23 protein-coding genes and 1 riboswitch are annotated in these 24,637 nt (G+C 72.1%); of the genes, 15 read left to right on the top strand and 8 right to left on the bottom strand.

The genetic code is table 11. The features are described 5' to 3' along the window. The first annotated feature begins 8 nt into the window (after positions 1-8). From AC1DYG_RS04465 to hutU, 7 genes are read left to right on the top strand one after another with little or no spacing between them, the layout of a single operon-like run. Complete coding sequence (locus AC1DYG_RS04465) at positions 9-1,151, top strand: Ldh family oxidoreductase (protein WP_477638685.1); 1,143 nt, start codon at positions 9-11, stop codon at positions 1,149-1,151. Further along, a complete protein-coding gene (locus AC1DYG_RS04460) occupies positions 1,148-1,462 on the top strand; it encodes a putative quinol monooxygenase (RefSeq protein WP_477638684.1) in 315 nt (104 codons plus the stop codon). The genes AC1DYG_RS04465 and AC1DYG_RS04460 overlap by 4 nt, the downstream gene beginning before the upstream one ends. Then, positions 1,459-2,616 (top strand): isocitrate/isopropylmalate dehydrogenase family protein, encoded by a 1,158-nt coding sequence (locus AC1DYG_RS04455; RefSeq protein WP_477638683.1) that lies wholly within the window; start codon positions 1,459-1,461, stop codon positions 2,614-2,616. Before AC1DYG_RS04460 ends, AC1DYG_RS04455 begins: the two co-directional genes overlap by 4 nt. Further along, a complete protein-coding gene (locus AC1DYG_RS04450; RefSeq protein ID WP_477638682.1) occupies positions 2,609-3,043 on the top strand; it encodes a cupin domain-containing protein in 435 nt (144 codons plus the stop codon). The genes AC1DYG_RS04455 and AC1DYG_RS04450 overlap by 8 nt, the downstream gene beginning before the upstream one ends. Beyond that, positions 3,040-4,545, top strand: coding sequence for an aldehyde dehydrogenase family protein (locus AC1DYG_RS04445; RefSeq protein WP_477638681.1), 1,506 nt, complete (start codon positions 3,040-3,042; stop codon positions 4,543-4,545). The genes AC1DYG_RS04450 and AC1DYG_RS04445 overlap by 4 nt, the downstream gene beginning before the upstream one ends. Next, positions 4,542-6,107 carry a histidine ammonia-lyase gene (hutH, locus tag AC1DYG_RS04440; RefSeq protein ID WP_477638680.1) on the top strand — a complete coding sequence of 522 codons (1,566 nt, stop codon included), beginning with the start codon at positions 4,542-4,544 and terminating at the stop codon, positions 6,105-6,107. The genes AC1DYG_RS04445 and hutH overlap by 4 nt, the downstream gene beginning before the upstream one ends. A 60-nt stretch (positions 6,108-6,167) precedes the next feature. Then, positions 6,168-7,823, top strand: coding sequence for a urocanate hydratase (gene hutU, locus AC1DYG_RS04435; RefSeq protein ID WP_477638679.1), 1,656 nt, complete (start codon positions 6,168-6,170; stop codon positions 7,821-7,823). Between the two features lie 117 nt (positions 7,824-7,940). Here the strand turns inward: hutU and AC1DYG_RS04430 are convergent, their stop codons facing one another. Further along, complete coding sequence (locus tag AC1DYG_RS04430; RefSeq protein ID WP_477638678.1) at positions 7,941-8,438, bottom strand: aminoacyl-tRNA deacylase; 498 nt, start codon at positions 8,436-8,438, stop codon at positions 7,941-7,943. Positions 8,439-8,593: 155 nt separating this feature from the next. Here AC1DYG_RS04430 and AC1DYG_RS04425 point away from each other — a divergent pair, with 155 nt between their 5' ends. The 3 genes from AC1DYG_RS04425 to hutI are packed head-to-tail and all read left to right on the top strand — an operon-like array spanning position 8,594 to position 12,317. Continuing rightward, positions 8,594-9,802 carry an allantoate amidohydrolase gene (locus AC1DYG_RS04425; protein WP_477638677.1) on the top strand — a complete coding sequence of 403 codons (1,209 nt, stop codon included), beginning with the start codon at positions 8,594-8,596 and terminating at the stop codon, positions 9,800-9,802. Then, positions 9,799-11,151, top strand: a complete 1,353-nt coding sequence (locus AC1DYG_RS04420) for a formimidoylglutamate deiminase (protein WP_477638676.1) — start codon at positions 9,799-9,801, stop codon at positions 11,149-11,151. Before AC1DYG_RS04425 ends, AC1DYG_RS04420 begins: the two co-directional genes overlap by 4 nt. After that, positions 11,148-12,317, top strand: coding sequence for an imidazolonepropionase (hutI, locus tag AC1DYG_RS04415; RefSeq protein WP_477638675.1), 1,170 nt, complete (start codon positions 11,148-11,150; stop codon positions 12,315-12,317). Before AC1DYG_RS04420 ends, hutI begins: the two co-directional genes overlap by 4 nt. Positions 12,318-12,321: 4 nt before the next feature. On the opposite strand, the gene AC1DYG_RS04410 is transcribed toward hutI, so the two are convergent. After that, complete coding sequence (locus AC1DYG_RS04410) at positions 12,322-12,600, bottom strand: DUF4235 domain-containing protein (protein ID WP_477624497.1); 279 nt, start codon at positions 12,598-12,600, stop codon at positions 12,322-12,324. Positions 12,601-12,717: 117 nt separating this feature from the next. After that, a riboswitch (TPP riboswitch) is annotated at positions 12,718-12,820 on the top strand. An 89-nt stretch (positions 12,821-12,909) separates the two neighbouring features. Here AC1DYG_RS04410 and AC1DYG_RS04405 point away from each other — a divergent pair. Genes AC1DYG_RS04405 through AC1DYG_RS04395 form a run of 3 tightly spaced genes read left to right on the top strand, consistent with a single transcriptional unit; the run spans position 12,910 to position 18,039 of the window. Continuing rightward, positions 12,910-13,617, top strand: a complete 708-nt coding sequence (locus AC1DYG_RS04405) for an ECF transporter S component (RefSeq protein WP_477638674.1) — start codon at positions 12,910-12,912, stop codon at positions 13,615-13,617. 25 nt (positions 13,618-13,642) lie between these two features. After that, the gene (locus tag AC1DYG_RS04400) at positions 13,643-15,892 is read left to right on the top strand and encodes an ATP-binding cassette domain-containing protein (RefSeq protein WP_477638673.1); all 2,250 of its coding nucleotides are present in this window, start codon (positions 13,643-13,645) and stop codon (positions 15,890-15,892) included. Between the two features lie 53 nt (positions 15,893-15,945). Then, entirely contained in the window at positions 15,946-18,039 is a 2,094-nt protein-coding gene (locus AC1DYG_RS04395; protein WP_477638672.1) for an elongation factor G-like protein EF-G2, read from the top strand. A 1-nt stretch (position 18,040) separates the two neighbouring features. On the opposite strand, the gene AC1DYG_RS04390 is transcribed toward AC1DYG_RS04395, so the two are convergent. Genes AC1DYG_RS04390 through AC1DYG_RS04370 form a run of 5 tightly spaced genes read right to left on the bottom strand, consistent with a single transcriptional unit; the run spans position 18,041 to position 21,498 of the window. Next, positions 18,041-18,370, bottom strand: coding sequence for a type II toxin-antitoxin system PemK/MazF family toxin (locus AC1DYG_RS04390; RefSeq protein WP_477638671.1), 330 nt, complete (start codon positions 18,368-18,370; stop codon positions 18,041-18,043). Continuing rightward, positions 18,367-18,615, bottom strand: a complete 249-nt coding sequence (locus AC1DYG_RS04385) for an antitoxin MazE5 (protein WP_477638670.1) — start codon at positions 18,613-18,615, stop codon at positions 18,367-18,369. The genes AC1DYG_RS04390 and AC1DYG_RS04385 overlap by 4 nt, the downstream gene beginning before the upstream one ends. A gap of 56 nt (positions 18,616-18,671) precedes the next feature. After that, on the bottom strand, positions 18,672-19,313 hold the full coding sequence (locus AC1DYG_RS04380) for a DNA-3-methyladenine glycosylase family protein (protein WP_477638669.1): 642 nt from the start codon (positions 19,311-19,313) through the stop codon (positions 18,672-18,674). Next, the gene (locus AC1DYG_RS04375) at positions 19,274-20,443 is read right to left on the bottom strand and encodes a glycosyltransferase family 4 protein (protein ID WP_477638668.1); all 1,170 of its coding nucleotides are present in this window, start codon (positions 20,441-20,443) and stop codon (positions 19,274-19,276) included. Before AC1DYG_RS04375 ends, AC1DYG_RS04380 begins: the two co-directional genes overlap by 40 nt. Beyond that, on the bottom strand, positions 20,440-21,498 hold the full coding sequence (locus AC1DYG_RS04370; RefSeq protein WP_477638667.1) for a lysylphosphatidylglycerol synthase domain-containing protein: 1,059 nt from the start codon (positions 21,496-21,498) through the stop codon (positions 20,440-20,442). Before AC1DYG_RS04370 ends, AC1DYG_RS04375 begins: the two co-directional genes overlap by 4 nt. 183 nt (positions 21,499-21,681) lie before the next feature. Between AC1DYG_RS04370 and AC1DYG_RS04365 the strand changes: the two genes are divergently transcribed. Both AC1DYG_RS04365 and AC1DYG_RS04360 read left to right on the top strand, forming a co-directional pair. Further along, the gene (locus AC1DYG_RS04365; protein ID WP_477638666.1) at positions 21,682-22,473 is read left to right on the top strand and encodes a phosphatase PAP2 family protein; all 792 of its coding nucleotides are present in this window, start codon (positions 21,682-21,684) and stop codon (positions 22,471-22,473) included. After that, positions 22,454-23,155 (top strand): response regulator transcription factor, encoded by a 702-nt coding sequence (locus AC1DYG_RS04360; protein ID WP_477638665.1) that lies wholly within the window; start codon positions 22,454-22,456, stop codon positions 23,153-23,155. The genes AC1DYG_RS04365 and AC1DYG_RS04360 overlap by 20 nt, the downstream gene beginning before the upstream one ends. Here the strand turns inward: AC1DYG_RS04360 and AC1DYG_RS04355 are convergent. Continuing rightward, positions 23,121-24,488 carry a sensor histidine kinase gene (locus AC1DYG_RS04355; RefSeq protein WP_477638664.1) on the bottom strand — a complete coding sequence of 456 codons (1,368 nt, stop codon included), beginning with the start codon at positions 24,486-24,488 and terminating at the stop codon, positions 23,121-23,123. The two genes, AC1DYG_RS04360 and AC1DYG_RS04355, sit on opposite strands and share 35 nt — an antisense overlap. Positions 24,489-24,637 lie beyond the last annotated feature (149 nt).

Here is a 24,637-nt window from a genome sequence, read left to right as displayed (position 1 = left end):
AGCACCACGTGACACCGTCCGAGGCCGCCGGAGGCGCCGCCCCTCATGGGGCCATCTTCGCGGCCCCGGACCTGGCTGACTTCGCGACCCGCCTCCTGGTGGCCGAGGGAGTGCCAGCACAAGACGCCGCGCTGCTGGCCGATTCCCTCGTCACGGCCGAGCTGTGGGGGCATGCCTCGCACGGGATGCTCCGGCTGCCCTGGTACCTCACCCGGCTGCGCTCCGGCGCGATGGAGGCGGTGACCGCACCCGACGCGACGCGCGACAGCGGTGCCGTGGTCGTGCTCGACGGGCGGCACGGCATCGGTCAGGTCATCACGCAGCGGGCGGTCGGGCTGGGGATCGAGCGCGCCCGGACCCACGGCATCAGCGGGGTCGCGGTCCGCAACTCCGGTCACTTCGGCACGGCGGCCTACTTCACCCGGCAGGCGGCCGAGGCGGGCTGCGTCGCCCTGCTCGTCACGAACGCCAGCCCCGCCATGGCGCCCTGGGGCGGGACCGTGAAGAGCATCGGCACGAACCCCTGGTCCATCGCTGCCCCTGCAGGCCGCCATGGCGTGGTCGTCATGGACCTGGCCAACACGGCGGTCGCCCGCGGCAAGGTCTATCTCGCCGCCGAGCGAGGCGAGCAGATCCCGGATGGGTGGGCCGCCCGCGCCGATGGGACTGGCACGACCGACCCGGCGGCGGCGATCGCAGGGTTGATCCTGCCGATGGCCGGCCCGAAGGGCTATGTCATCTCGTTCATGATGGACGTGCTGGCGGGGGTGCTCACGGGCAGCGCGTTCGGTGACGGGGTCGCCGGTCCCTACGACCCGGAGCGTCGCAGCGGTGCCGGTCACCTCCTCATCACCATCGACGTGGCAGCGGTGTCCGACCCGACCGAGTTCTCGGCCCGCATCGAGGCGTTGGTCGACCAGACGCGTGGTGGCGCGCTCGCGACCTGGGCCGACGAGATCCTCGTCCCCGGCGAGCTCGAGGACCGCAACCGGCGCCGGCTGTCCGCCGACGGCATACCCCTGGCCGACACCACGACCGAAGCCCTCGCCGCCCTCGGCATGGAGGCGCACGTCGCCCTCCCTGCCCCGCTCGTCACGAACCCAGTCGCCCCGAACCCAGTCGCCCCGAACGGACCGGAGGTCCCCGCATGATCGCCCTCGTCGTCTCCCTCGAGGTCGTCCCCGGCAGGCTCGACGAGTTCGTCGCCGCCATCGCCGAGAACGCCGAGCGGTCGTTCACCGACGAGCCGGGGTGCCTCTACTTCGACGTCACCCAGGACCTCGCCGACGACCACCACTTCGTGTTCTACGAGGTGTACGCCGACGACGACGCAGTTGCCGCCCATCGCGCGACGCCGCACTTCGCCGACTGGCGCGCGGCTGCGGCCCGGTGCGTGGTGCCGGGCAGCCAGGTGAACACCCTCGCCACGCGACGGTTCCACCACTCCGGGAGCGGGCTGTGAGGATCCTCGTGCTGCCGGGTGACGGCATCGGCCCCGAGATCACCGACGCGACCGTGGACGTGCTGCGTGCCCTCGACGACCGGCTGGGTCTCGGGCTCGAGCTGGAGCGCCGTGACATCGGGCTGGCCTCGCTGGAGGCGGTCGGGACCACCCTGGCGGACGACGTCCTGCGGCGGGTGACCGAGGTCGACGGCACCATCCTCGGCCCGGTGTCGCACTACGACTACCCGGCACGGGACCAGGGTGGCCTCAATCCCTCCGCCGAGCTGCGCACCCGGTTCGCGTTGTATGCCAACATCCGTCCGTGCCGGTCGGTCGAGGGCCTGAGCGTGCTCCGCACCCCCATGGATCTGGTCATCGTCCGGGAGAACACCGAGGGCTTCTACTCCGACCGCAGCATGTATGCCGGCAGCGGCGAGTTCATGCCCGACGAGGACTCCGCGTTCTCGATCCGCAAGGTCACGGCGTCGGCGTCGCGACGGGTGGCCCGCGCGGCGTTCGAGCTGGCGCGCACCCGCCGTGGCCACGTGACGGCGGTCCACAAGGCGAACGTCCTGAAGCTGTCGGACGGGCTGTTCCTGCGCGCGGTGCGCGAGGTCGCGTCCGAGTTCCCCGACGTCGAGCTGCGCGAGCTCATCGTCGACGCCGCCGCCGCCAGGCTGATCCGCGACCCCGGGTCGTTCGACGTCCTCGTGACCACGAACATGTTCGGCGACATCCTCAGCGACGAGGCCTCTGAGCTGTGCGGCAGCCTGGGCCTCGGTGGCGCCGTGAATGCCGGAGACGAGATCTGCGTGGCGCAGGCCCAGCACGGATCGGCGCCCGACATCGCGGGGCAGGGCATCGCCAACCCCACCTCGCTGATCCTGTCGGCCGGGATGCTGCTCGACTGGCACGGCTCGCGGTCCGGCAGGCCGGAGCTGCGTGAGGCAGGGCGCCTGCTCGACGCTGCCGTGACCGCCACCATCGCCGACAGCGCCACTCGCACCCGAGACCTCGGCGGGACCCTCGGCTCCGCCGACTTCACCAGCGCGCTTCTCACCCGACTCGCCGCGATCCCGTCCGCCGCGATCCCGTCCGCCGCGGTCCCGTCCTCCGTGATCCCGTCCCCCGCGAACCCGCCCGCCCCGGTCCAGGAGGCCTCCCATGTCTGAGCACCCGCTGGCCCCCAACCTGCTCATCCGTCCCGACCAGGTGCAGCCCTTCGACCGTGGAAACGGCGTCCTGACGATCCCCTACGTGGGGAAGTGGAACTGCGAGTCCAACCGGGTCACCACCGGTCAGACCCAGTTCCAACCCGGCACCGGACTGCCGCTGCACAGCCACAACGTCGAGGAGTCCGTCCTGATCCTCGAGGGCGAGGCCGTCGCGGAGATCGGCGAGGAGTTGTTCGACCTCGTGGCCGGCGAGGCCACCTGGGTGCCGGCGGGCATCGCGCACCGCTTCTACAACCGCGGAGCCGGGCCGATGCGGATCTACTGGGTGTACGGCGGACGCGACGTGACCCGGACGATCACCGCGACCGGTCAGACGTTCGAGCACCTGTCCGAGAGCGACCGAGGCGGCTTGAGCACGCCATGAGCACCATCACGACCGTCAACCCCGCCGACGGAAGCGTCCTCGCGGGCTACGACTCCATGGGTCCCGACGACATCGAGAACGCGGTGGCGGCCGCCGCCGCCGCGGCCGGCGCCTGGGGTCAGGTCACCGTCGCAGACCGCGCGGGGCTGCTCGTCCGGCTGGCGGCCCACCTCCGCAGCGATGCCGAGCGGTATGCCGCCCTGGTCACCTCCGAGATGGGCAAGCCCCTCGCCCAGGCCCGCGGCGAGCTCGAGAAGTCAGCAGTCACCGCCGACTACTACGCGAGTCACGCGGCCTCAATCCTCGCGCCCCGTCACGTCGAGATCGACTCTCCCGCAGGGGTTTCCGCCTTCGTCTCGCCGGAGCCCCTGGGCCTGGTTCTGGCCGTGATGCCGTGGAACTTTCCCGTCTGGCAGGTCATGCGGTTCGCCATCCCGACGCTGGCTGCTGGCAACGGGGTGCTGCTCAAGCACTCGCTCAACGTCACGGGGTCGGCCCTCGCCCTCGCGGACGCCTTCGTCCGCGCCGGCTTCCCCCGTGATCTCTTCACCACCCTGGTCGTGGCAGAGGAGAACGTGCCCGCGACAGTGGGTCGGCTCATCGCAGACGACCGCATCGCGGCCGTCACCCTGACCGGCAGCAACCGCGCGGGCGAGATGGTCGGCGCTGCTGCGGGTCGTGCCTCCAAGAGGTCGGTCCTCGAGCTCGGTGGGTCGGACGCCTTCGTCGTGCTCGCCGACGCCGACGTGCCTGCCGCGGCGGCGGCTGCCGTCGGTGCCCGGTTCACCAACTCGGGCCAGAGCTGCGTCTGCGCGAAACGGTTCATCGTCGAGGCGCCGGTCGCCGAGGAGTTCACCCAGCTGTTCCTCGACGGGGTCCGTGCGCTGGTCGTCGGCGACCCCACGGACCCGGCGACGACCGTCGGGCCGCTGGCCCGGGCCGACCTGCGCGACGCCCTGCAGCGACAGGTCGACCTCTCGGTGGCGGCCGGGGCGACCCTCGCCGCCGGTGGGCACAGTGTCGACAGCGCGGGCTACTTCTACGCGCCGACGGTCCTGCTCGACGCGGGCCCGGGGATGCCGGCCTTCGACGAGGAGACCTTCGGTCCGGTCGCAGCCGTCGCGGTGGCCTCCGACGAGGCGGGCGCGATCCGGCTCGCCAACGAGACGCCCTACGGACTGGGCCTCAGCGTCTGGAGCCGCTCCACGGAGCGCGCCGTCGCCGTAGCGCGACAGATCACGTCGGGTGCCGCCTTCGTCAACGCCGTGGTCGCCTCTGACCCCAGGGTTCCCTTCGGTGGCACGAAGCGCAGCGGCTACGGCCGAGAGCTGGCTGACGCCGGCCTCCTCGAGTTCACCAACCAGCGCACCTACTGGGTCGATCCCGCCATCCCCCACCCCCAACACGTGCCGAGGTGGGGCAGCGCAAGTCTCGCATCCGAGACGGTATGCCGCGTGCGCAGGGCCCGCACGCGGCCTACCTCCGCTGCAATGGAGGCATGACCACCACTGCCACCACAGCCCCGACGGTCACCGTCGGGACCGGGCCCGTTTCGTTCGAGGACGTCGTCGCAGTCGCGCGCCACGACGCGAAGGTCGAGATCTCCTCCGAGTCGCTGACGGAGGTGCGCCGCACGCGGGCGGTGATCGAGGCGCTGGCCGACGACACGGTCGCGCACTACGGCGTCTCCACCGGGTTCGGTGCGCTGGCGACGAGGCACATCCCGGTCGAGCTGCGGGCCCAGCTCCAGCGCTCGCTGGTGCGATCGCACGCGGCCGGCTCTGGTGCGGAGGTCGAGCGCGAGGTGGTCCGCGCGCTCATGCTGCTGCGCATCTCGACCCTCGCGACCGGGCGCACCGGCATCCGTGAGGAGACCTTGCAGGCCTACGTCGCGATGCTCAACGCCGGCATCACGCCGGTGGTCCACGAGTACGGCTCGCTGGGCTGCTCGGGCGACCTCGCCCCGCTGTCCCACTGTGCGCTGGCCCTCATGGGTGAAGGCGTCGTGCGTGACGCGGCGGGCGAGAGGATGGAGACGGCAACGGCGTTCGCAGCCGCCGGCATCACCCCGGTCGAGCTGCGCGAGAAGGAGGGGCTGGCCCTCATCAACGGCACCGACGGCATGCTCGGCATGCTGGTGCTCGCGATCACCGACCTGCGCTCGCTGCTGAAGACGGCCGACATCTCGGCCGCGATGAGCGTCGAGGGCCAGCTCGGCACCGACGACGTCTTCGCCGCGGACCTCCACGCCCTGCGCCCGCAGCCGGGCCAGGGCAGGTCCGCCGAGAACCTGCGAAAGCTCATGCAGGACAGCGGGATCCGCGACAGCCACCGCGACCCCGAAGCCTGCACGCGCGTCCAGGACGCCTACTCGCTGCGCTGCTCACCGCAGGTGGCCGGCGCCGTCCGCGACACCGTGGAGTATGCCGCGACCGTCGCGGGCTTCGAGCTCGCCTCCGCGGTCGACAACCCCGTCGTCACGCCGGACGGCCGGGTCGAGTCCAACGGCAACTTCCACGGGGCTCCGGTGGCGTACGTGCTCGACTTCCTCGCGATCGTCGCCGCCGACCTGGCCTCGATCTCGGAGCGGCGCACCGACCGGTTCCTCGACGTCTCGCGCAACCACGGGCTCAACGCCTTCCTCGCGGACGACCCGGGCGTCGACAGCGGCCACATGATCGCGCAGTACACGCAGGCCGCGATCGTCTCGGAGATGAAGCGCCTGGCCGTGCCTGCCTCGGTCGACTCGATCCCGAGCTCGGCGATGCAGGAGGACCACGTGTCGATGGGCTGGTCCGCTGCCCGCAAGCTGCGGCGCTCGGTGGACGGGTTGACGCGCGTCCTCGCCGTCGAGCTGCTCACCGCCGCTCGCGCCATCGACCTGCGCGCCCCCCTGACCCCGGCACCCGCCACCGGGGCCGTCGTCACGGCGCTCCGTGACGCGGGTGCTCCCGCACCCGGCACCGACCGCTTCCTCGCCCCGGAGATCGAGGTGGCCGTCCAGCTCGTCGCGAGCGGCGCTGCCGTCGCCGCGGCAGAGTCGGTCACCGGCCCCCTCAACTGACACCACGGCATACCCCGCTCGTCACCGAACCGTCTGACCAAGGCACTGAAGGAGAACGACATGGAAGGCGCCCGCCCCGTCCGCTCACCCCGCGGCTCGCAGCTCACCGCCCAGCACTGGGGGGCCGAGGCCCCGCTGCGCATGCTGATGAACAACCTCGACCCCGAGAACGCCGAGCGCCCGGATGACCTCGTCGTCTATGGCGGCACCGGCCGGGCCGCGCGGGACTGGAAGTCGTTCGACGCCATGGTCCGCACGCTCACCACGCTCAAGCAGGACGAGACGATGCTCGTCCAGAGCGGTCGTCCGGTCGGGGTCATGCAGACCCACGAGTGGGCGCCGCGCGTGCTCATCGCGAACTCCAACCTTGTCGGCGACTGGGCGACCTGGCCCGAGTTCCGCCGGCTCGAGCACCTCGGGCTGACGATGTACGGGCAGATGACTGCGGGCTCGTGGATCTACATCGGGACCCAGGGCATCGTGCAGGGAACGTATGAGACGTTCGCAGCCATCGCCGAGAAGCGTTTCGGCGGAACGCTCGCCGGCACGCTCACGCTCACTGGCGGTTGCGGTGGCATGGGTGGCGCGCAGCCGCTCGCCGTCACCATGAACGAGGGCGCCTGCCTCATCGTCGACGTCGACGAGTCGCGGCTGCGGCGCCGCGTCGAGCACCGCTACCTCGACGAGGTCGCCTCCTCCCTCGACGAGGCGATCGACAAGGCCGTCGCCGCCAAGAACGAGCGGCGGGCGTGGTCGGTCGGCGTCGTCGGGAACGCCGCCGAGATCTTCCCCGAGCTGCTGCGACGCGGGGTGCCGATCGACATCGTCACCGACCAGACCAGTGCCCACGACCCGCTGTCCTACCTCCCCGAGGGGATCGAGCTCGGCGACTGGCACGAGTATGCGGAGAAGAAGCCCGAAGAGTTCACCGACCGGGCGCGCGAGTCGATGGCCAAGCACGTCCAGGCGATGGTCGAGTTCCAGGACGCCGGGGCCGAGGTCTTCGACTACGGCAACTCGATCCGCGACGAAGCCCGGCAGGGCGGCTACGAGCGGGCCTTCGAGTTCCCCGGTTTCGTGCCGGCCTACATCCGGCCGCTCTTCTGCGAGGGCAAGGGTCCCTTCCGCTGGGTGGCGCTCTCGGGCGACCCCAAGGACATCGCGGCGACGGACAAGGCGGTCCTCGACCTGTTCCCCGACAACGACCGGCTGCACAAGTGGATCCGCGGCGCCCAGGACCGGATTGCCTTCCAGGGCCTGCCGGCCCGGATCTGCTGGCTCGGTCAGGGTGAGCGCGACAAGGCGGGACTGGCGTTCAACGAGCTGGTCCGCACCGGGGAGGTGAGCGCCCCCATCGTCATCGGGCGCGACCACCTCGACACGGGCTCGGTGGCGAGCCCCTACCGCGAGACCGAGGCCATGCTCGACGGCTCCGACGCGATCGCGGACTGGCCGCTGCTCAACGCCCTCGTCAACACCTCGTCGGGCGCCAGCTGGGTCTCGATCCACCACGGTGGCGGCGTCGGCATCGGCCGTTCCCTGCACGCTGGTCAGGTCTCGCTCGCGGACGGCACCGAGCTCGCGGCCCAGAAGCTGGCCCGGGTCCTCACGAACGACCCGGCGATGGGCGTCATCCGCCACGTCGACGCCGGCTACGACATCGCGGAACGCACTGCCCAGGAGCAGGGCGTGCGGATCCCCATGCGCGAGAGCTGATCTCGCACGCCCGCGACGGTATGCCGGGTGGTCACCACCCGGCACACCGTGCGTTGGGGGCTGCGGCGCCATCGCATGCAAAAGGCGAGTTAGCGCCGCCAGCGGGTCGGATCGGGTTCAGGCGGGGTCGGTGACGTCGGCGACCTGGGCGCCCAGGGCGGCCACGACGTCGTCGGCCTGCACGGTCGCTGCGACACCGTGGGCTCCGGCGCCGATGGAGATGAGCCGCCCGGTCACGGTGGCGTCCGCCACGACCGGCCACGCGGTCAGCGAGCCGAAGGGCGTGATCGTGCCGCGTTCATAGCCGGTGACGTCCTTGGCGGTGGCCGCGTCGGGCATCGACATCCGGTTCACGCCGAGCAGGGCGCGCAGCTTGGGCCACGAGATCTCGCGACCGCCCGGCACGAGCACGAAGAGGTAGTCGTCCTCCGCCCGGCGCACGACCAGGGTCTTGATGATGTCGCCCGGCTGCACGCCTCGCGCCGCGGCCGCCTCCTCCAGCGAGTTGACCCGGCCGTGCCGCGTGATGGTGTGCGCGATGCCGCTCGAGGTCAGGGCTGCCGCCGCCCGCGTCGCGCCGTCGTCAGTCACGCGGCACAGCGTAGCCGCCGCCATCCGGCGCTTTCCCGCGTCATGCCAGTCTGTGATCCGAGACGGAATGGTGGGGGAGCCCCCACATCAACGCGTCCGCTGGTGTGGAATGGTCTGGTCGTCGGTCTGCGCCCCCCGCGGACCGGCCCATTCCTGCCGCCGCCGCCAGAGAGGGCACCGTGAGCTTCGAGTCGATGTGGGCTGACCTCCAGCCCGTCGGACGCAGCGCCCAGTCAGGTGGCTACCGTCGTTTCGCCTGGACCCGCGAGGACCACGACCTGCGCGAGTGGTTCTCCGGCGAGTGCGCCGTGCGCGGGCTCGACCTCACCGAGGACCGGATGGGCAACCAGTGGGCCTGGTGGGGCGACCCCGACGCTGCAGCCACGCAGGGGGACAAGGGCGTCGTCACCGGGTCGCACCTCGACAGCGTGCCCGACGGTGGGGCGTTCGACGGCCCGCTGGGGGTCGTCAGCGCCCTTGCGGCGATCGATGTGTTGCGGGACAAGGGGTTCGAGCCCTCGCGGCCGATCGGCGTGGTGAACTTCGTGGACGAGGAGGGCGCCAGGTTCGGCGTCGCCTGTGCCGGCTCGCGAGTGATCACCGGCGCCATGACCGCGCGGCGGGCCCGCAGCCTCACCGATGCCGACGGCACCACCATGGCTGACGCTCTGAAGGCAGCCGGTCGCGACCCGCACCAGATCGGCCGCGACGACGACGCCATGCGCCGGATCGGCAGCTTCGTCGAGCTGCACGTCGAGCAGGGCCGGGGCCTCATCGACCTCGACCACCCCGTCGCCGTCGGCAGCGACATCTGGCCCCACGGCAGGTGGCGGCTCGACTTCACCGGCGAGGCCAACCACGCGGGGACCACCCGGCTCGAGGACCGCCACGACGCGATGCTCGGGTATGCCGGCGCGGTGCTCGCCGCCCGCGAGGCCGCGATCACGAACGGCTGCGTCGCGACCATCGGCAAGGTCGTGGTGACGCCGGGCGGGGTGAACGCCATCCCCAGCTCGGTCACCGGCTGGCTCGACGCCCGGGGCGCCAGCCCGCGGGCCGTGCGCCGTGCGGTCGCCGACATCAGCGCGATGGTCGAGCAGTCGGGCGGCCGGATCACCGAGGAGTCCTGGACGCCCTCCACGCCCTTCGACGCCTCGCTGAGCGCGCGGCTCGGGACCCGGCTCGGCGGCATACCTGTCCTGGGCACCGGGGCCGGGCACGACGCCGGCATCCTCGCGAACGCCGGCATCCCCACCGCCATGCTCTTCGTCCGCAACCCCACGGGCATCTCGCACTCACCCGAGGAGCACGCCGAGCTCTCCGACTGCCTCGAGGGGGTGGCGGCCCTGACCGCCGTCCTCGAGGACCTGGCGGGGGCGCAGGCGTGACGACCGCCGGATCCACCAACGCCGGATCGACCCACTTCTGGGCCGAGCACGCGTGGCTGCCCAGCGGACTGGCCGCGGGAGTGCGGTTCGAGGTGGTCGACGGGGTCTTCGCCGGGGTGCACCGGGCCCGCCCCGAACCGGGCGACGAACGGCTGCACGGCGTGGTCCTGCCGGGATTCGCCAACGCCCACAGCCACGCCTTCCACCGCGCCCTGCGCGGGCGCACCCACGGAGACGGCGGCAACTTCTGGACGTGGCGACAGCAGATGTATGCCGTCACGCGGCACCTCACGCCGGACACCTACCTCGCCCTGGCCAGGGCGGTGTTCGCGGAGATGGTGCTGTCCGGGATCACCGTCGTCGGGGAGTTCCACTACCTGCACCACGACGTGGGAGGCAGGCCCTACGCCGATCCGAACGCGATGGGGGAGGCGCTGATCGAGGCTGCGCGGGACGCCGGACTGCGGCTCACCCTCCTCGACACGTGCTACCTGGCAGGCGGTCTGTCCGGCGACGGACACCTGCCGCTGGACGACGTCCAGCGGCGGTTCAGCGACGGCGACGTCGACGCGTGGGCGACCCGCGTGGCTGCGCTCGCTCCGGACGCCACGACCAGGATCGGCGCCGCCGTCCACTCGGTGCGGGCCGTGCCGCGTGACGACCTGCGGGCCATGGCCGAGGTGACCCGCGGCCGCACCGTGCACGCCCACGTGAGCGAGCAGCCTGCCGAGAACCTCGCGACGCAGATGTTCTACAACGCCACGCCGACCGAGCTGCTCGAGGACGCCGGTCTGCTCGGCGAGCGGTTCAGCGCGGTGCACGCGACGCACCTGTCCGACCGGGACATCGCCCTGCTCGGGGAGTCGGGCACGACGGCCTGTTTCTGCCCGACCACGGAGCGCGACCTCGCCGATGGCATCGGACCCGCGAGAGCACTGACCGCCGCGGGCGCGCGCCTGTCGCTCGGCTCGGACCAGCACGCGGTCATCGACCCGTTCGAGGAGGTGCGCGGGCTCGAGATGCACGAGCGCCTCGCCAGCAACGAGCGCGGTCGGTTCACCCCCGAGGAGCTGCTGACGGCGGCAACCGCTGACGGTTACCGCAGCCTCGGATGGCAGGACGCCGGTGTCATCGCAGACGGGGCAGTGGCTGACTTCGTCGTCGTCCGCACCGACACCGTCAACACGGCGGGCGCCAAGGCGGGCCAGATCCTCTACTGCGCCACACGTTCTGACGTCGACAGGGTGGTGGTCGGCGGCAGCACGGTCGTAGAGTCGGGCCGCCACCGGCTGGGCGACGTTGCCGCCTTGCTCGGCAAGTCGCTGTCCGACGTGAGGGAGCACCAGTGAGCAGCACGCTCGTCACCGACATCGCCGAGCTCGTCACCTGTGACGGGTCGACGCCCGACGGACTCGGCATCCTGCGCGACGCCGCGGTGGTCGTCGAGGACGGGCACATCGCATGGCTGGGCCCGGCGTCGGGCGCGCCGATGACCGACCACCAGGTCGACGTGGGTGGCCGGGCGGTGCTGCCCGGCTTCGTGGACTCGCACTCGCACCTCGTCTTCGCGGGGGACCGTGGGGACGAGTTCGCCGCACGGATGTCCGGCACGTCCTACGACGGTGGGGGCATCGCAGCATCGGTGGCCGCCACACGAGCTGCCACCGACGACGAGCTGCGGGCGCTCGTCGCGCTCCGGGTCGCCGAGATGCGTGCCCAGGGCACCACGACCGTCGAGATCAAGAGCGGCTACGGCCTGACCATCGAGGACGAAGCGCGGGCGCTGCGCATCGCCGGGGAGTTCACCCCCGAGACGACCTTCCTCGGCGCCCACGTGGTGCCGCGCGAGTACGCCGAGGACCGCGCGACCTACCTCGAGCTCGTGACCGGGCCGATGCTGGAGGCGGCGGCTCCGCACGCGAAGTGGGTCGACGTGTTCTGCGAACCCCACTCGCCCCACGCGTTCACGCTCGACGAGGCGCGGGCCGTGCTCGTGGCCGGGCGCGCCAAGGGACTCGAGCGGCGTGTGCACGGCAATCAGCTGGGTCACGGACCCGGGGTGCTGCTGGCTGTCGACCTCGGTGCGGCCAGCGTCGACCACTGCACCTACCTCTCGGCCTCGGACGTCGACGCGTTGGCCGGCGCGGCCGACACCACGGTGGCGACCCTGTTGCCCGGGGTGGAGTTCTCCACGCGCTCGCCCTACCCGGATGCCGGCGCACTGCTGCGGGCGGGGGTTTCGATCGCTCTCGCGACCGACTGCAACCCGGGCACCTGCTATTCGTCGTCGATGCCGTTCGTCATCGCGCTGGCGGTGCGCGAGATGGGCCTGACGCCCGGCGAAGCCGTGCTCGCGGCGACTGCCGGCTCGGCGAAGGCGTTGCGGCGTCACGACATCGGACGGATCGTGGTCGGGGCGCGAGCCGACCTCACGGTCCTGGATGCGCCGTCCCACGTGCACCTGTCCTACCGCGCAGGCGTCCCGATCGCCAAGGCCCTCGACGTGGAGGCCTGACGGGTCAGGCGTCGCCGTGCTGCATGGCCTTGGGCAGGTGTCCGGCGGACTTCTCGTAGTACTCGGCCGCCTTGCGGGTCGCGATCACCCGGGCAGCCCCCGCTGCCAGTCCGGTCAGCGCCGCGAACGCGATGGCGTCCTTCCACGGGGTGCGTGGGTCGCGCGGGTCGACGACGGCGTCGCGGCCGGCCTTCTTCCAGGCGGTGGTGACCAGCTTGTTGGCGACGACACCCGCGAGCACCGCCGATCCGGTCCCCAGCACTCGCCACACCAGTGGTCCCATGTCGCACTCCTCTTCCATACCCGTTGCGCACCCGTTGCGGGCCCGTCGCCCACAGCCGCGCGAAAATTGCCGCTGACCTGCGGCTCCACCCTGCCACACCCAGGAGTAAGGTTCGACGGGTAACGACAGGGGAGCGCGTGAGCGCTGAGAGTGCGGGAGACCGCAGACCCTCACACCTGATCCGGTTCGCACCGGCGTAGGGAGTCGAGAATCTCAGACACCTGTCGGGCGAAGTGCGCCACCACAGGTGTCTTCTCCCGGCAAGGGGTCTCCCCGAGGCATCCACCGGATTCCACGGGAGAAGAACACATGAGCACCACCAACACCCCGGCCACCTCGGCCGACGCCACCACCCCGGCCACCTCGGCCAGCACGACCTCGTCCACCTCGTCCACCACGACCCGCCGCGGCAGCATCCGCGCCAGCGGGAACCTCTGGGGTTGGCGCACCGTCGACCTCCTGACGGTCGCCTTCCTCGGCGCCGCGTTCGGTGTCGCCTACTGGGCCTGGGGTCTGGCCTACACCGCACCGGCGGCGGGGCTCGAGGCCCTCTTCCCACCGCTACAGGGCATCACGGGCGCGCCCTGGCTGATGGCCGGGGTGGTGGGCGGTCTCGCCATCCGACGCCCGGGCTCGGCCTTGCTCTGTGAGGTGGTGGCGGCCCTCGTCTCGATGCTGCCCGGCACCAAGTGGGGTTTCACCACTCTCATCTCGGGCATCTTGCAGGGTCTCGGCGCGGAGATCGCCTTCCTGCTCCTCGGGTACGCCGCGTTCGGCCTTGGTGCGGCGCTGCTTGCCGGCGCCCTCTCCGCTCCGCTGGAGGCCCTCTACGAGTGGCAGGTCTACTGGACCGACTGGGACATGGGCTACAAGCTCGCCTACGCCGGGATCCTCACCGTCGCGGGCGCGATCGTGGCCGGCGGTCTCGGGTGGCTGCTGACGCGGGGCCTGGCTCGAGCCGGGGCCCTGGGAGCGTTCCCGGCTGGGCAGGAAGCCCGGGAGTCACGCGCTGTCTGAGCACCCAGGCACAGTCGGGGCCACCGTGCCCGTGGCGACTCCCCAACCATCGGGACACCTCGAGGTCCGGGGACTGACCTGGCGTCCGTACGGCCGCCGCGAACCGGTCATCCCCGGCCTCGACCTGGACATCCCCCCGGGACAACGGGTCCTGCTCGTGGGTCCGAGCGGCTCCGGCAAGTCCACCCTCCTGCGTGGGCTTGCCGGGGTGCTCGAGGTCGCCGACTCCGGGGAACGTGGTGGCACCGTGCTGCTCGACGGCGCGGTTCCCGGGACGCGGGCCGGCGACGTCGGCCTCGTCCTCCAGGAGCCGGGCGCGGGCCTCGTGTCGGCCACGGTCGGACGTGACGTCGCCTTCGGCCTCGAGAACATCGGTATGCCGCGCGCGGACATGCCCGCGCGCGTCACCGCCGCGCTCGCCGCGGTCGGCCTCGACCTGCCCCAGGACACTCCGACGTACGCGCTGTCGGGCGGTGAGCAGCAACGGCTTGCCCTGGCCGGGGCGCTCGCCCTCGAGCCCCCGGTCCTGCTGCTCGACGAACCCACCGCGATGCTCGACCCCGCGAACGCCGAGTCGGTCCGCAGGACCGTCGACGACGTGACGCGGTCCCTCCGGCTGACGACGGTGGTCGTGGAGCACCGCCTCGGTCCCTGGCTCGACGTCGTCGACCGGCTCGTCGTCCTCGACCACAGCGGCCGGGTCGTAGCCGACGGCCAGCCATTCGCCGTCCTCGCCCAGCACGGAGAATCCCTTGCCGCCCAGGGCATCTGGGTGCCCGGGTTCCCCGACCCGCAACCACGCGGCATACCCGCGGGTGTTTTCGAACCGTCGACGGGAGCCAACCTGCTCACGCTCGACGCCGCCGACGTCACCATCAGCCGGTCCGTGCGAGCCCTCGACGGCTCGACCCGCACCACGGTCGCGGTGCGGGACCAGTGGTTCCAGGCACGCGCAGGGCAGGTGCACGCGCTGGTGGGCCCGAGCGGTGCGGGCAAGTCGACCTTCCTGCTGGCGCTGGCCGGGCTGCTGCGACGGCAGGCCGGTGAGGTGCGGCTGCGGCCCGACCTCGCGGTCGACGGCGAGCGCGACCCGCACGAGCTGGGCACCCTCGACCTGGCCCGGCGAGTGGCCTGGGTGCCCCAGTGGGCGAGCTCGACGATCGTCAGCCACACCGTGCTCGACGAGGTGATGACCACCTCGCGAGCCGTCGGGCTGGTCGAGTCCGAGGCGCTGGAGCGCGCCAGGGCCCTGTTGGCGCACCTCGGCCTCACCCACCTCGAACAGGCCGACCCCCGACACCTGTCCGGGGGCGAGCAGCGTCGGCTCGCCATGGCGTCCGCGGTGCTCCACCAGCCGGATCTCGTCTGCGCCGACGAGGCCACGGTCGGCCAGGACCGGCTCACCTGGGCCGCCGTCATGGGCATCGTCGAGGGCCTGCGGGACGCGGGTTCGGCGATCGTCCTGACCACGCACGACGACGCCGTCATCACCCGGGCCGACGCGGTGACGACGATCGACCGGCCCGTGCAACCACCGCCCGAACCAGCGCGTCGACGCCCGCTGGTGGCGCGAGCCGGCCCGCTCTCGCTGATGGCGGGGGCCAGCCTCGCGATACCCGCGGGCGTGGTCTCGCCGCGGTGGTCCACCAGCCTCGTCGTGCTCGCGGTGCAGGTCGCGCTCGCCGGGCTGGCCCTGTGGGCTCCCGGCGACGGACCGGCGCCCACTGGTCGGCTGCGCGGGGTGCTCCTGCGGCTCGGCCCCGGACTCCTCGGCGCGCTGTCCGTGGCGTGGTCGACGTGGCTGCTGGGCGGCCACGACCTCGACACGGCCTTCACGGCAGGACTTCGGGTGCTCATCATCGTGCTGCCCTCGGCGGTGCTGATCCAGCATGTCGACGCGGATGCCCTCGGCGACCACCTCGGCCAACGGCTGCGGCTGCCCGCCCGTCCCGTCGTGGCCGTGGCGGCGGCACTCCAGCGGGTGCACACGTTCGGCGAGATCTGGTCGGAGATCGCGCGGGCCCGCCGGGTGCGGGGGATCGGCGCGACGGCCCGGTCGCCCCGGTCCGTGCTGGCCGAGCTGTGGGCCCTCACCATCGGGATCCTCGTGCGGTCGCTCCAGGCCGCGGCCACGCTGGCCGTCGCGATGGACGCCCGAGGTTTCGCCACGGCATACCGACGAACGTGGGCGGCGCCGGCGCCGTGGCGCGGTGCGGACTGGCTGGTCATCGGCGCGAGCCTGCTGCCGGTGGTGGTGGCGGCCGGTTGGCGCTGACCCGCTGTCGTCCGGGTCTTGTGCGCCGTGGGTGACCGGAGCAAGGTGAACCCATGAACCGTGTCAGCGACGCTGCGGGTCCCCGTTCGCCCGAGCAGATCCGCAACGTGGTGCTGGTGGGGTCGAGCGGGGCGGGCAAGACGGCCCTGTTCGACCAGTTCGTGGCGGCTCGGATCCCGGGCCGCCGCGCTCGTGAGGGGGACTCGGTGGCGACGTTGTCGCTCACGGCCGCGTCGGTCCCGACCGGTGGCCTGACCGTGAACCTGCTCGACACCCCGGGTCACCCGGACTTCATGGGCGAGGTGCGCGCCGGGCTGCGGGCCGCAGACGCGGCCGTCTTCGTCGTGTCCGCAGCCGACGGCGTGGACGAGCCCACCCGGCTGCTCTGGCGCGAGTGCGACGTCCTCGGTATGCCGCGTGCGGTCGTCGTCACGCGCCTCGAGCAGGCGCGGGCGGACTTCGAGGCGACGGTGGACGCCTGCCAGCGCGCGTTCGGTGACGCCGAGCCGCTGGCCCTGCCGCTGATGGTCGACGGTTCGGTCACGGGCCTGCTCAACCTCCTGCGCCGCACCGTGACCGAGCAGCAGCCGGGAGGCGGTGAGGCCGACCGGGAGCCGAGCGTCGACGAGGGTGAGCTGATCGACGCACAGCGCGGTGAGCTGATCGAGTCCGTGATCGAGGAGTCCGAGGACGAAGGGCTCCTCGAGCGCTATCTGGAGGGCGAGGAGATCGACACCGAGGTGATCGCCGGCGACCTGCGCACGGCGGTGGCCACGGCCCGGTTCTTCCCGATCCTCCCGACGCATGCGCCCACGGGCGTGGGGATCGAAGCGCTGATAGAGCTGTGCGAGAAGGGATTTCCCTCCCCCGTCGGGGCTGCGGTGCCCACGGTCTACACCTCCGCGGGTGGGGACTTCGGTGCCGTCACCTGCGATCCGGCTGGTCCGCTCGTGGCCGAGGTGGTGCGCACGACGACCGACCCATTCGTGGGCCGGCAGTCCCTGGTCCGGGTGTTCTCCGGGACGCTGCGCCCTGACGATCCGGTGCACATCTCGGGGCACCTGCAGCACTTCGCGACCCACCTCGTGGACGAGCACGCCGACCACGACACCGACGACGAGCGCATCGGGCCGCTCGCCGCCCCCCTGGGCGACGAGACGCGACCGATCAGCGCCGGGATCGCCGGTGACATCGTCGTGGTCTCCAAGCTCGCCGGTGCCGAGACGTCCGACACCCTGTCCCGCAAGGACCGGGCCGCCCTGGTCGAGCCGTGGTTGCTGCCGAACCCGCTGCTGCCCGTGGCGATCCACGCCCGCTCGAAGGGTGACGAGGACAAGCTGGCCACCGCCCTGCAGCGGCTGGTCGCCGAGGACGTCACGATGCGGCTCGAGCACAACTCGGAAACCCACCAGCTGGTGCTCTGGGCGATGGGGCCGGCCCACGTCGACCAGCTCATCGCGATGCTGGAGTCGCGCTACCACGTGCCGGTCGAGGTGGAGCCCGTGCGGACGTCCCTGCGGGAGACGTTCGTGCGCCCCACCAAGGTCCAGGGTCGACTGGTCAAGCAGTCCGGCGGTCACGGACAGTACGCCGTGTGCCACCTCGAGATCGAGCCGCTGGAGCGAGGGGCCGGGATCGAGTTCGTCGACAAGGTCGTCGGCGGCGCGGTGCCCCGCAACTACATCCCCTCGGTGGAGAAGGGCGCTCGCGTCCAGCTGGAGAAGGGTGTGCTTGCGGGCTACCCGGTGGTGGATGTGCGGATCACGCTGGTCGACGGCAAGGCGCACTCCGTGGACTCCTCCGACATGGCCTTCCAGACCGCGGCCGGCATGGCACTGCGCGAAGCCGCCAACGACTCGACCGTCGCGATGCTCGAACCCGTCGACGAGGTGCACATCGAGGTCAGCGACGACGCCGTCGGCGGGGTCCTGGCCGACCTCCGCGGTCGCCGCGGGCAGGTGCACGGCACCGAGCCGGCCCAGGTCGCGGGGCGCACCCTGATCCACGCCGAGGTGCCCGCGCACGAGCTGGCCCGCTATCCGGTGGACCTGAGGTCGGTCTCCCACGGCACCGGTACGTTCACGCGCAGCTTCGTCCGCTACGACTACATGCCGCCGGCCCTGGCCAGGGAGTTCACTGCGGGCTGAGTCATCCGGGGCAGCCAGCGGCGACCGCGAGTGCGGCGCACGCTTCCCGCAGGCGCGCGTCTCCGAGGGTGCCGAGTCGCTCGACGAGCAACGACACCGAGACGTTCTCGACAGAGTCCAGGCTGGCCACACAGCGCCTCGGCACCGGGTCCAGCCCGGGGCTGAGCTCGACCTCGGTCGGCAGACCACGCACCGTCGTGGTGCACGGCGCCACGATCGTGCGACGGCGACCAGCAATGGCTGCATCACGGGACAGCACCACCACCGGGCGCCGCCCCACCTCTGGGACCTCGCACCACCACACCTCCCCGCGACGAGGCAGCAGACTCATCGTCGGTTCGACGCCTTGATGGCGTCGCTCCACGAGGCCAGATCGCCCCATTCATCGGGGGCCTCCAGCGGCTGGTCCGAGTAGGCCGTTGCATAGGCGGCATCGATCTCAGCCTCGCGGTGCGCGGCGAGGTAGGACTTCAGGGCGTCTTCGAGCAGGGACGCGTCGGTGGAGTCGCCGTGCGTGCGGCGGGCGCGTTCGAGCAGCTCTGCGTCCACAGTCGTGCTCACCCGGACCTTGGCCATGCCACCATCATGCCACGTCAATGCCACGCGCTGCGAGGAGCCGGCGCAGGGCGCCGTCAGGCGAAGAGGTCGCTGGGGGTCTCGACCCGGCCGCGGCGCACGAGGTAGCCGTGCCAGAGCAGGCGCGCTGCGGTGGAGCGGTGCGGCCGCCAGCGCTCTCCCAGCTCGTCGAGAGCAGCCTGGTCGGGGACGACGTCGAGCCCGAGGGTCTCGGCCGCGGCCACCTGGAGGGCGCGGTCGCCGACCGGCCACAGGTCCGGCCGACCCAGGCAGGCCAGCAGGTAGACGTCGGCGGTCCAGCGGCCGATGCCGGGCAGGGCCATGAGTGCGTCGCGAACGGCAGCGTCGTCGAGGTCGGCGAGTCCGTCGAGGTCCAGCGTGCCTGTCTCGACCGCCGTCGCGAGGGCGCGCAGATAGCGGTCCTTCTGCCGGGACACCCCGTCGAGCCGCAGCTCCTCCGGCGTGCTGGTGAGCAGGGCGCCCGGGGTCATGTCGCCGATCCGCTCCACGACCTTCCGGTAGGCCGCGGCGGCACTGGCGAGCGAGACCTGCTGCTCGAGGATGAACAGGACCAGGCTCGGGAAGCCGGTCGGCCGCAACCACAGGGCAGGGGCTCCGTGCGTCGCGACGAGCTCGGCGAGGTGGGGGTCGTCCGCCGTCAGCCCGGCCACCGTCCGCGCGAAGAGGTCGTCGTCCACGTCGCGACGCTACCCGAGGGGTGCCGACGGCCCGGAGGTGCGGCAGCGAGTTCGGCTGCCGCGTCGTAGGCGTACTCCGTGCGCCACAGGACGTCCGACCAGTCGTAGGCCGGGCGGACGGTGGTGTTGTGCCGCAGGATGCGAGTCCGCACCCCGGAGTCTGTGCAGAGCAGAGCCAGGTGGGCAGCCAGGTCGGCATCACTGCCGGCCAGCAGCCCCTCCACGCCGTCCGAGACGAAGTCGGCGACCCCCGTCCCGGCGCGGGCGACCACGGCCAATCCCGACGCGCGGGCTTCCAGTGCGGCGATCCCGAAGGACTCGAGCGTGGCCGGGGCGACGAAGACGTGAGCCTGCGCGTAGAGGGCACGAATCTCGTGGTGCGCCAGGGCTCCCGGGGCTTCCACCCAGTCGTCCATGCCCCAGCGCGAGATCCTGCGCCGCACCTGGCCGAGTCGGGGGCCGTCACCCACCAGCACCGCGCGGACGTCGACATCGGCCGGCACGGCCGCACGCATCCGACGCAGTGCCGCAACCAGCTGCAGGGGCCGCTTGCGACCCTTCATCCGCATGACGCTGACGATCGTGACCGGCTCACCATGCGCGGCGGACCCGCGGGTATGCCGCGTGGCCCCCCCGTCGACCGCGGCGGGTGCCCACAGCGCTGTGTCCACAGCGTTCGGGAGGACCAGCACGCGACGACCTCGCAGGGCGCGACGCAGCGGGTCGGACGCCGACTCGCTCACGGCTGCCCACTGGATCGGCAGGTCGGCCCAGCCACGCACGGTGGAGGTGGCGCGATACAGCGGCCAGGTGCCCGTCCACATCGAGTGGACCGTCGCCACGACTGGAATCCCTTGTGCTGCAGCGAATTCCGCGGTCCGCAGGGCGAGTGGGGAGATGGCCGAAACGTGCGCGTGGACGGTGTCCGCCTCCGCTGCCAGCCTCCACGCCGAGCGGACGTCGCGCACGACCGTCACCCCGTTCGAGCCGACTCCGGTCAGTCCCGCGGTGCGCGTCAGCACGGTGACCTGGTGCCCTGCGGCTGCCTGGCGGGCGGCGAGGTCGTGGACCATCACCTCGATCCCACCCACCGTGGGGGCGTACGTGTCCGTCGCACGCAGGATCCTCATCGCACCACCCGTGTTGCGCGGCTCCGGGCCACCAGCCAGCCCCCGAGCCACACCCCGCCGACGGGGATCTCGAGCAGGAAGATGAACCCGCGGTAGAGCAGCACGCCGGACGTGGCGGCCAGCTGGTCACCGCCGAGGGCGACCAGCGCCGCGACCGTCCCGGCCTCGGCGGTTCCCGCGCCGCCGGGCGTGAGGACCGCGAGCGAGAGCAGGCGCTCGACGGCGAAGGCGGCCAACACGGCATACCAGGGGACGGTCGTCCCGACCACGCGCAGGCACCCCCACAGGAGCGCCCCCTGGAGGAGCACGTAGAGGCCCATCCCCGCGGTCAGCTGCGGCCACGTCCTCGAGGCCAGGGCAAGGACCTGGGACCGCGTCTCGAGGACGCTGCGGGTGGCGCCCTGGAGCCAACGCTCGCCCCGACCGCGCAGCACCCCGCGGAGCACCCGCACGACGGCGCCGACCGAACGGCTGGCGGCTCGTTCGCTGCGCAGCGCCCCGAGGACGGTGGCCAGTGCTGCCAGCAGCAGCAGCGCGGCGACGGCTGCGGTGGTTCGCACGAGGTGGCCCGCGCCGTGGCCCGCGAGGACGAAGGCGGTGAGGGCGACGACGGGCAGGAGCAGCTTGGCGAGGACGTCCCAGATGTTCGTGACGATGGTGAAGGCGGCGAACGCGGTCTCGCGAAAACACCACGCCCGGACCATCGCCAGGTTGGTCGCCACGCCGAGCGCCCCTCCCATCGGCGCGACGTTCGAGACCGCGCTGCCCGTCAGGCTCAGGGTCAGCGCACGGCGTCGGCTGAGCCCGGGCAGGGCGCCGGTGAGGACGAAGGAGTGGGCGACGAGGCCACCCGCCCAGACCACGGCGAGGACGACGAGCTGAGGTGCCCCGACCGTGGCGAGCACGCCGCCGATCGTTGACCACCCGGCGCCGGCGAGGGTGGGGACGACCCACCAGAACATGGCGCCGGTGACGGCGACTGCGGCCACCACGCGGAGCGTGGCTCGCCCGGAGGGGGCGGCCCTGGGCGTCGGCGGCGCTGCCAGTGCTGCCATGGGCTCCCCTCGCTCGCCAGTACCCGCGGTGGCTACCGCGATCACCATGACGTCCCGACCCTGAGCCATTCCTGAGAGCCGCGTCGTCGAGTTCAACGGGAGGTCCCCTCCGGTGGCGTTCCTCAGGAATCGCTCAGACTCCGCCCCTGACACTGGTGGCCCGAACACCTGAGGAGTTCCCCCATGAGTCACCCGGCAGCCCTGCCGACGTCGGCCGGACGCAGGCCGCCAGTCCCCTCGGTCGCGTTCCGCGGCCGGTTCGTGGCGTATGCCGTGGCAGCCGCCTCCGCGGGGCTCGGCACCATGGTGCTCGCGGACGGGGCGGGGGAGCAGGGGGATCTCTCCGTCCACGATCCCGCCGTCACCGAGGCGGTGGTCAGCCATCGGACCCCGGTCCTCACTGTGCTGGCCCAGGTCGTGACCGCGGTCGGCAGCGAGGTCGCGATCGGGCTGCTGACCCTGATCGTCGTGACCTGGCTGGTGGTCCGGCGGCGAGACCGGGCGGCCGCGGCCGTCGTGGGCGGCGCCATGGTGGTCGGCGCTGCGCTGACCCTCGCGCTCAAGCACCTCGTGGGCCGGGCCCGCCCTCCGGCCTCGGTGATGCTGGGAGTCTTCGACTCCGGGTACTCCTTCCCCTCCGGGCACACCGCCTTCTCCACGGTGTTCTTCGGGCTCGTCGCCGGCCTGCTGCTTCGGGAGGCCCGGGGTGGGGCTCGACGCTGGCTCGTCGTGTCGGCGTGGGTCGCGGCCAGCGGCGCCATCGGGGCGACTCGGCTCTACCTCGGCTACCACTGGCTGACCGACGTGCTGGCCGGGTGGACCCTGGCAGTCTGCGTGCTGGCGGTGACTGCGGCGGCGGTCCTGGTGGTCGAGCGACGCCTCGAGGGCCGCGCTCAGCCCGGCCGCCAGCCCTACGCTGGAACCCCGCGGTCCGTCGACGGAAGGGCAGGGTTCGATGCGCGTCTTGCTCGTTGAGGACGAGCTGGCCCTGGCCGAGACGGTGCGGCGCGGCCTCACCAACGAGGGCTTCGTCGTCGACGTGGCGCACGGCGGCATCACCGGTCAGTGGATGGCGACCGAGAACCCCTATGACGTGATCGTGCTCGACATCATGCTGCCGGGGCGCAACGGCTATGACGTCCTGCGCAACATCCGCTCCCTGAAGATCTGGGCACCGACGCTCATGCTGACCGCCAAGGACGGCGAGTACGACCAGACCGACGCCTTCGAGCTCGGCGCCGACGACTACCTCACCAAGCCGTTCAGCTTCGTGGTCCTCGTGGCCCGATTGCGAGCGCTTGTGCGCCGTGGCGCCCCCGCCCGACCCGTCACGCTGACCGTGGGCGACCTCGAGCTGGACCCCACCAAGCGCACCGTATGCCGTGCCGGTCACCAGATCTCGTTGACGGCTCGCGAGTTCGCGGTGCTGCACTACCTGATGCGCCACCCCGAGGCTGTGCTGTCGAAGGCGGAGATCCTCGAGAACGTCTGGGACCCGGCGTTCGACGGCAGCGAGAACATCGTCGAGGTCTATGTGGGCTACCTGCGCAGGAAGATCGACTCGGCCTTCGGGGTGACCTCCGTCGAGACGGTGCGCGGCATGGGCTACCGGCTCATGCCGGTCACGACGACGGGCCCAGGTCCCGGGGCAGCCTGATCTCGAACCGGCACTGACCTGTCGCGGTGACGCCGGCCTGCACGCTGCCGCCGTGGGCCTCCACCACCGTGCGGACGATCGCGAGGCCGAGCCCGCTGCCACCGCGGTCGCGCTCCCGCGCCTCCTCGAGCCTGGAGAAGCGGTCGAACACCCGCTGCCGCTCGGTCTCCGGGATCGGTGGACCGTCGTTGTCCACGGTCACGACCACCTCGCTCCCGTCGACGTCCACGCCGAGGTGCACGCCTCCGGTCGTGTGCCGGGCGGCATTGTCGACGAGGTTGCGGATGGCCTGGCTGAGTCGCGCCGGGTCTCCCGTCACCCGGGCGGCCGCGATCGAGGCGGTGACCGGGAACTCCACCGTGGCGCGCAGCCGCCGCACCTCGACGTCGACCAGGTCGTCGACGTCGACCTCGCGCACGGACAGGGGGAGCCCGTCGTCGGCCTTCGCCAGCGTCAGCAGGTCGTCGACGAGCCGCTGCATGCGCAGCGCCTCGGACGCGATGACCTCGTCGCGGGTCGGGTCCGGCGTTGCGGCGCGGTTCGCGACGTCGATGGCGGCGATGATCGTGGTCAAGGGGCTCCGCAGCTCGTGCGACGCGTCGCTGACGAACTGTCGTGTCGTGGCGTCCGCCTGCTCCAGCCGGTCGAGCATGAGGTTCATCGTCTCCGCGAGCCGGGCTATCTCGTCCCCGGAGGGGGGGACGGTGAGGTGACCGCGACCGCGGACCCGGGTGATCCGCGCGACCTCGCTGCGGATCCGCTCGACCGGCTGCAGGGCCTGCCTCAGGATGCGCCAGATGAGGAACAGGAGCAGCACCAACATCGCGGTCGCCCCCACCGCCAGCAGGCCGGTCGCGATCTGCACCGTGTTGGTGGCGACGTCCAGCGGAGCGCCGACGACCACCACGAACTCGGCGCCGGCGGGATCCCGGACCCCCTGCGCCACGATGGCGTGCGGCTCACCGGTCTCCCCGGGTATGCCGGTGACCTGGTCGACCGAGACGCTGCCGGGAGCGGGGCGCAGCTTCGTGATCGGTGCCCGCTGGGCCACCTCGGACGAGGCCACGACGCCGCCGTGACGCTCGATGATCTGCAGGATCGAGCCCGAGCCGGGGATCTGCTGGAGGGCGGCCCCGGCCGGCGCCTCCCCGTCGCCCACGACCGCCGCCACCTGGGCCGCCTGGACCCGGGCGGCGTCCTGCGCCGAGCTGTAGAGGATGCGGTCCAGGGTCAGGGCGAACGCGGTCAGGCCCAGCACCAGCACCACGGTCGCGACCGCGGCGGCGACGACGAGCACCCGTCGATGCAGCGACCAGGACCGCCAGCGCTTCACGTCGGTCCCCCTTGGGCGTCTGCCGGGTGGAGACCGCGGCGGGTCGGATCGTGCGAACCGGACTCTACCTCCGAGGCCCCCTCCTCACCTGAAGAGGCGCTGAACACCAGGACCTCTGAACAGAAAATCCACCGTCTCGGGAACACCCG

This window comes from Pedococcus sp. P1_H8 (assembly GCF_056405175.1).
This window is presented reverse-complemented; position numbering and strand designations above follow the sequence as displayed.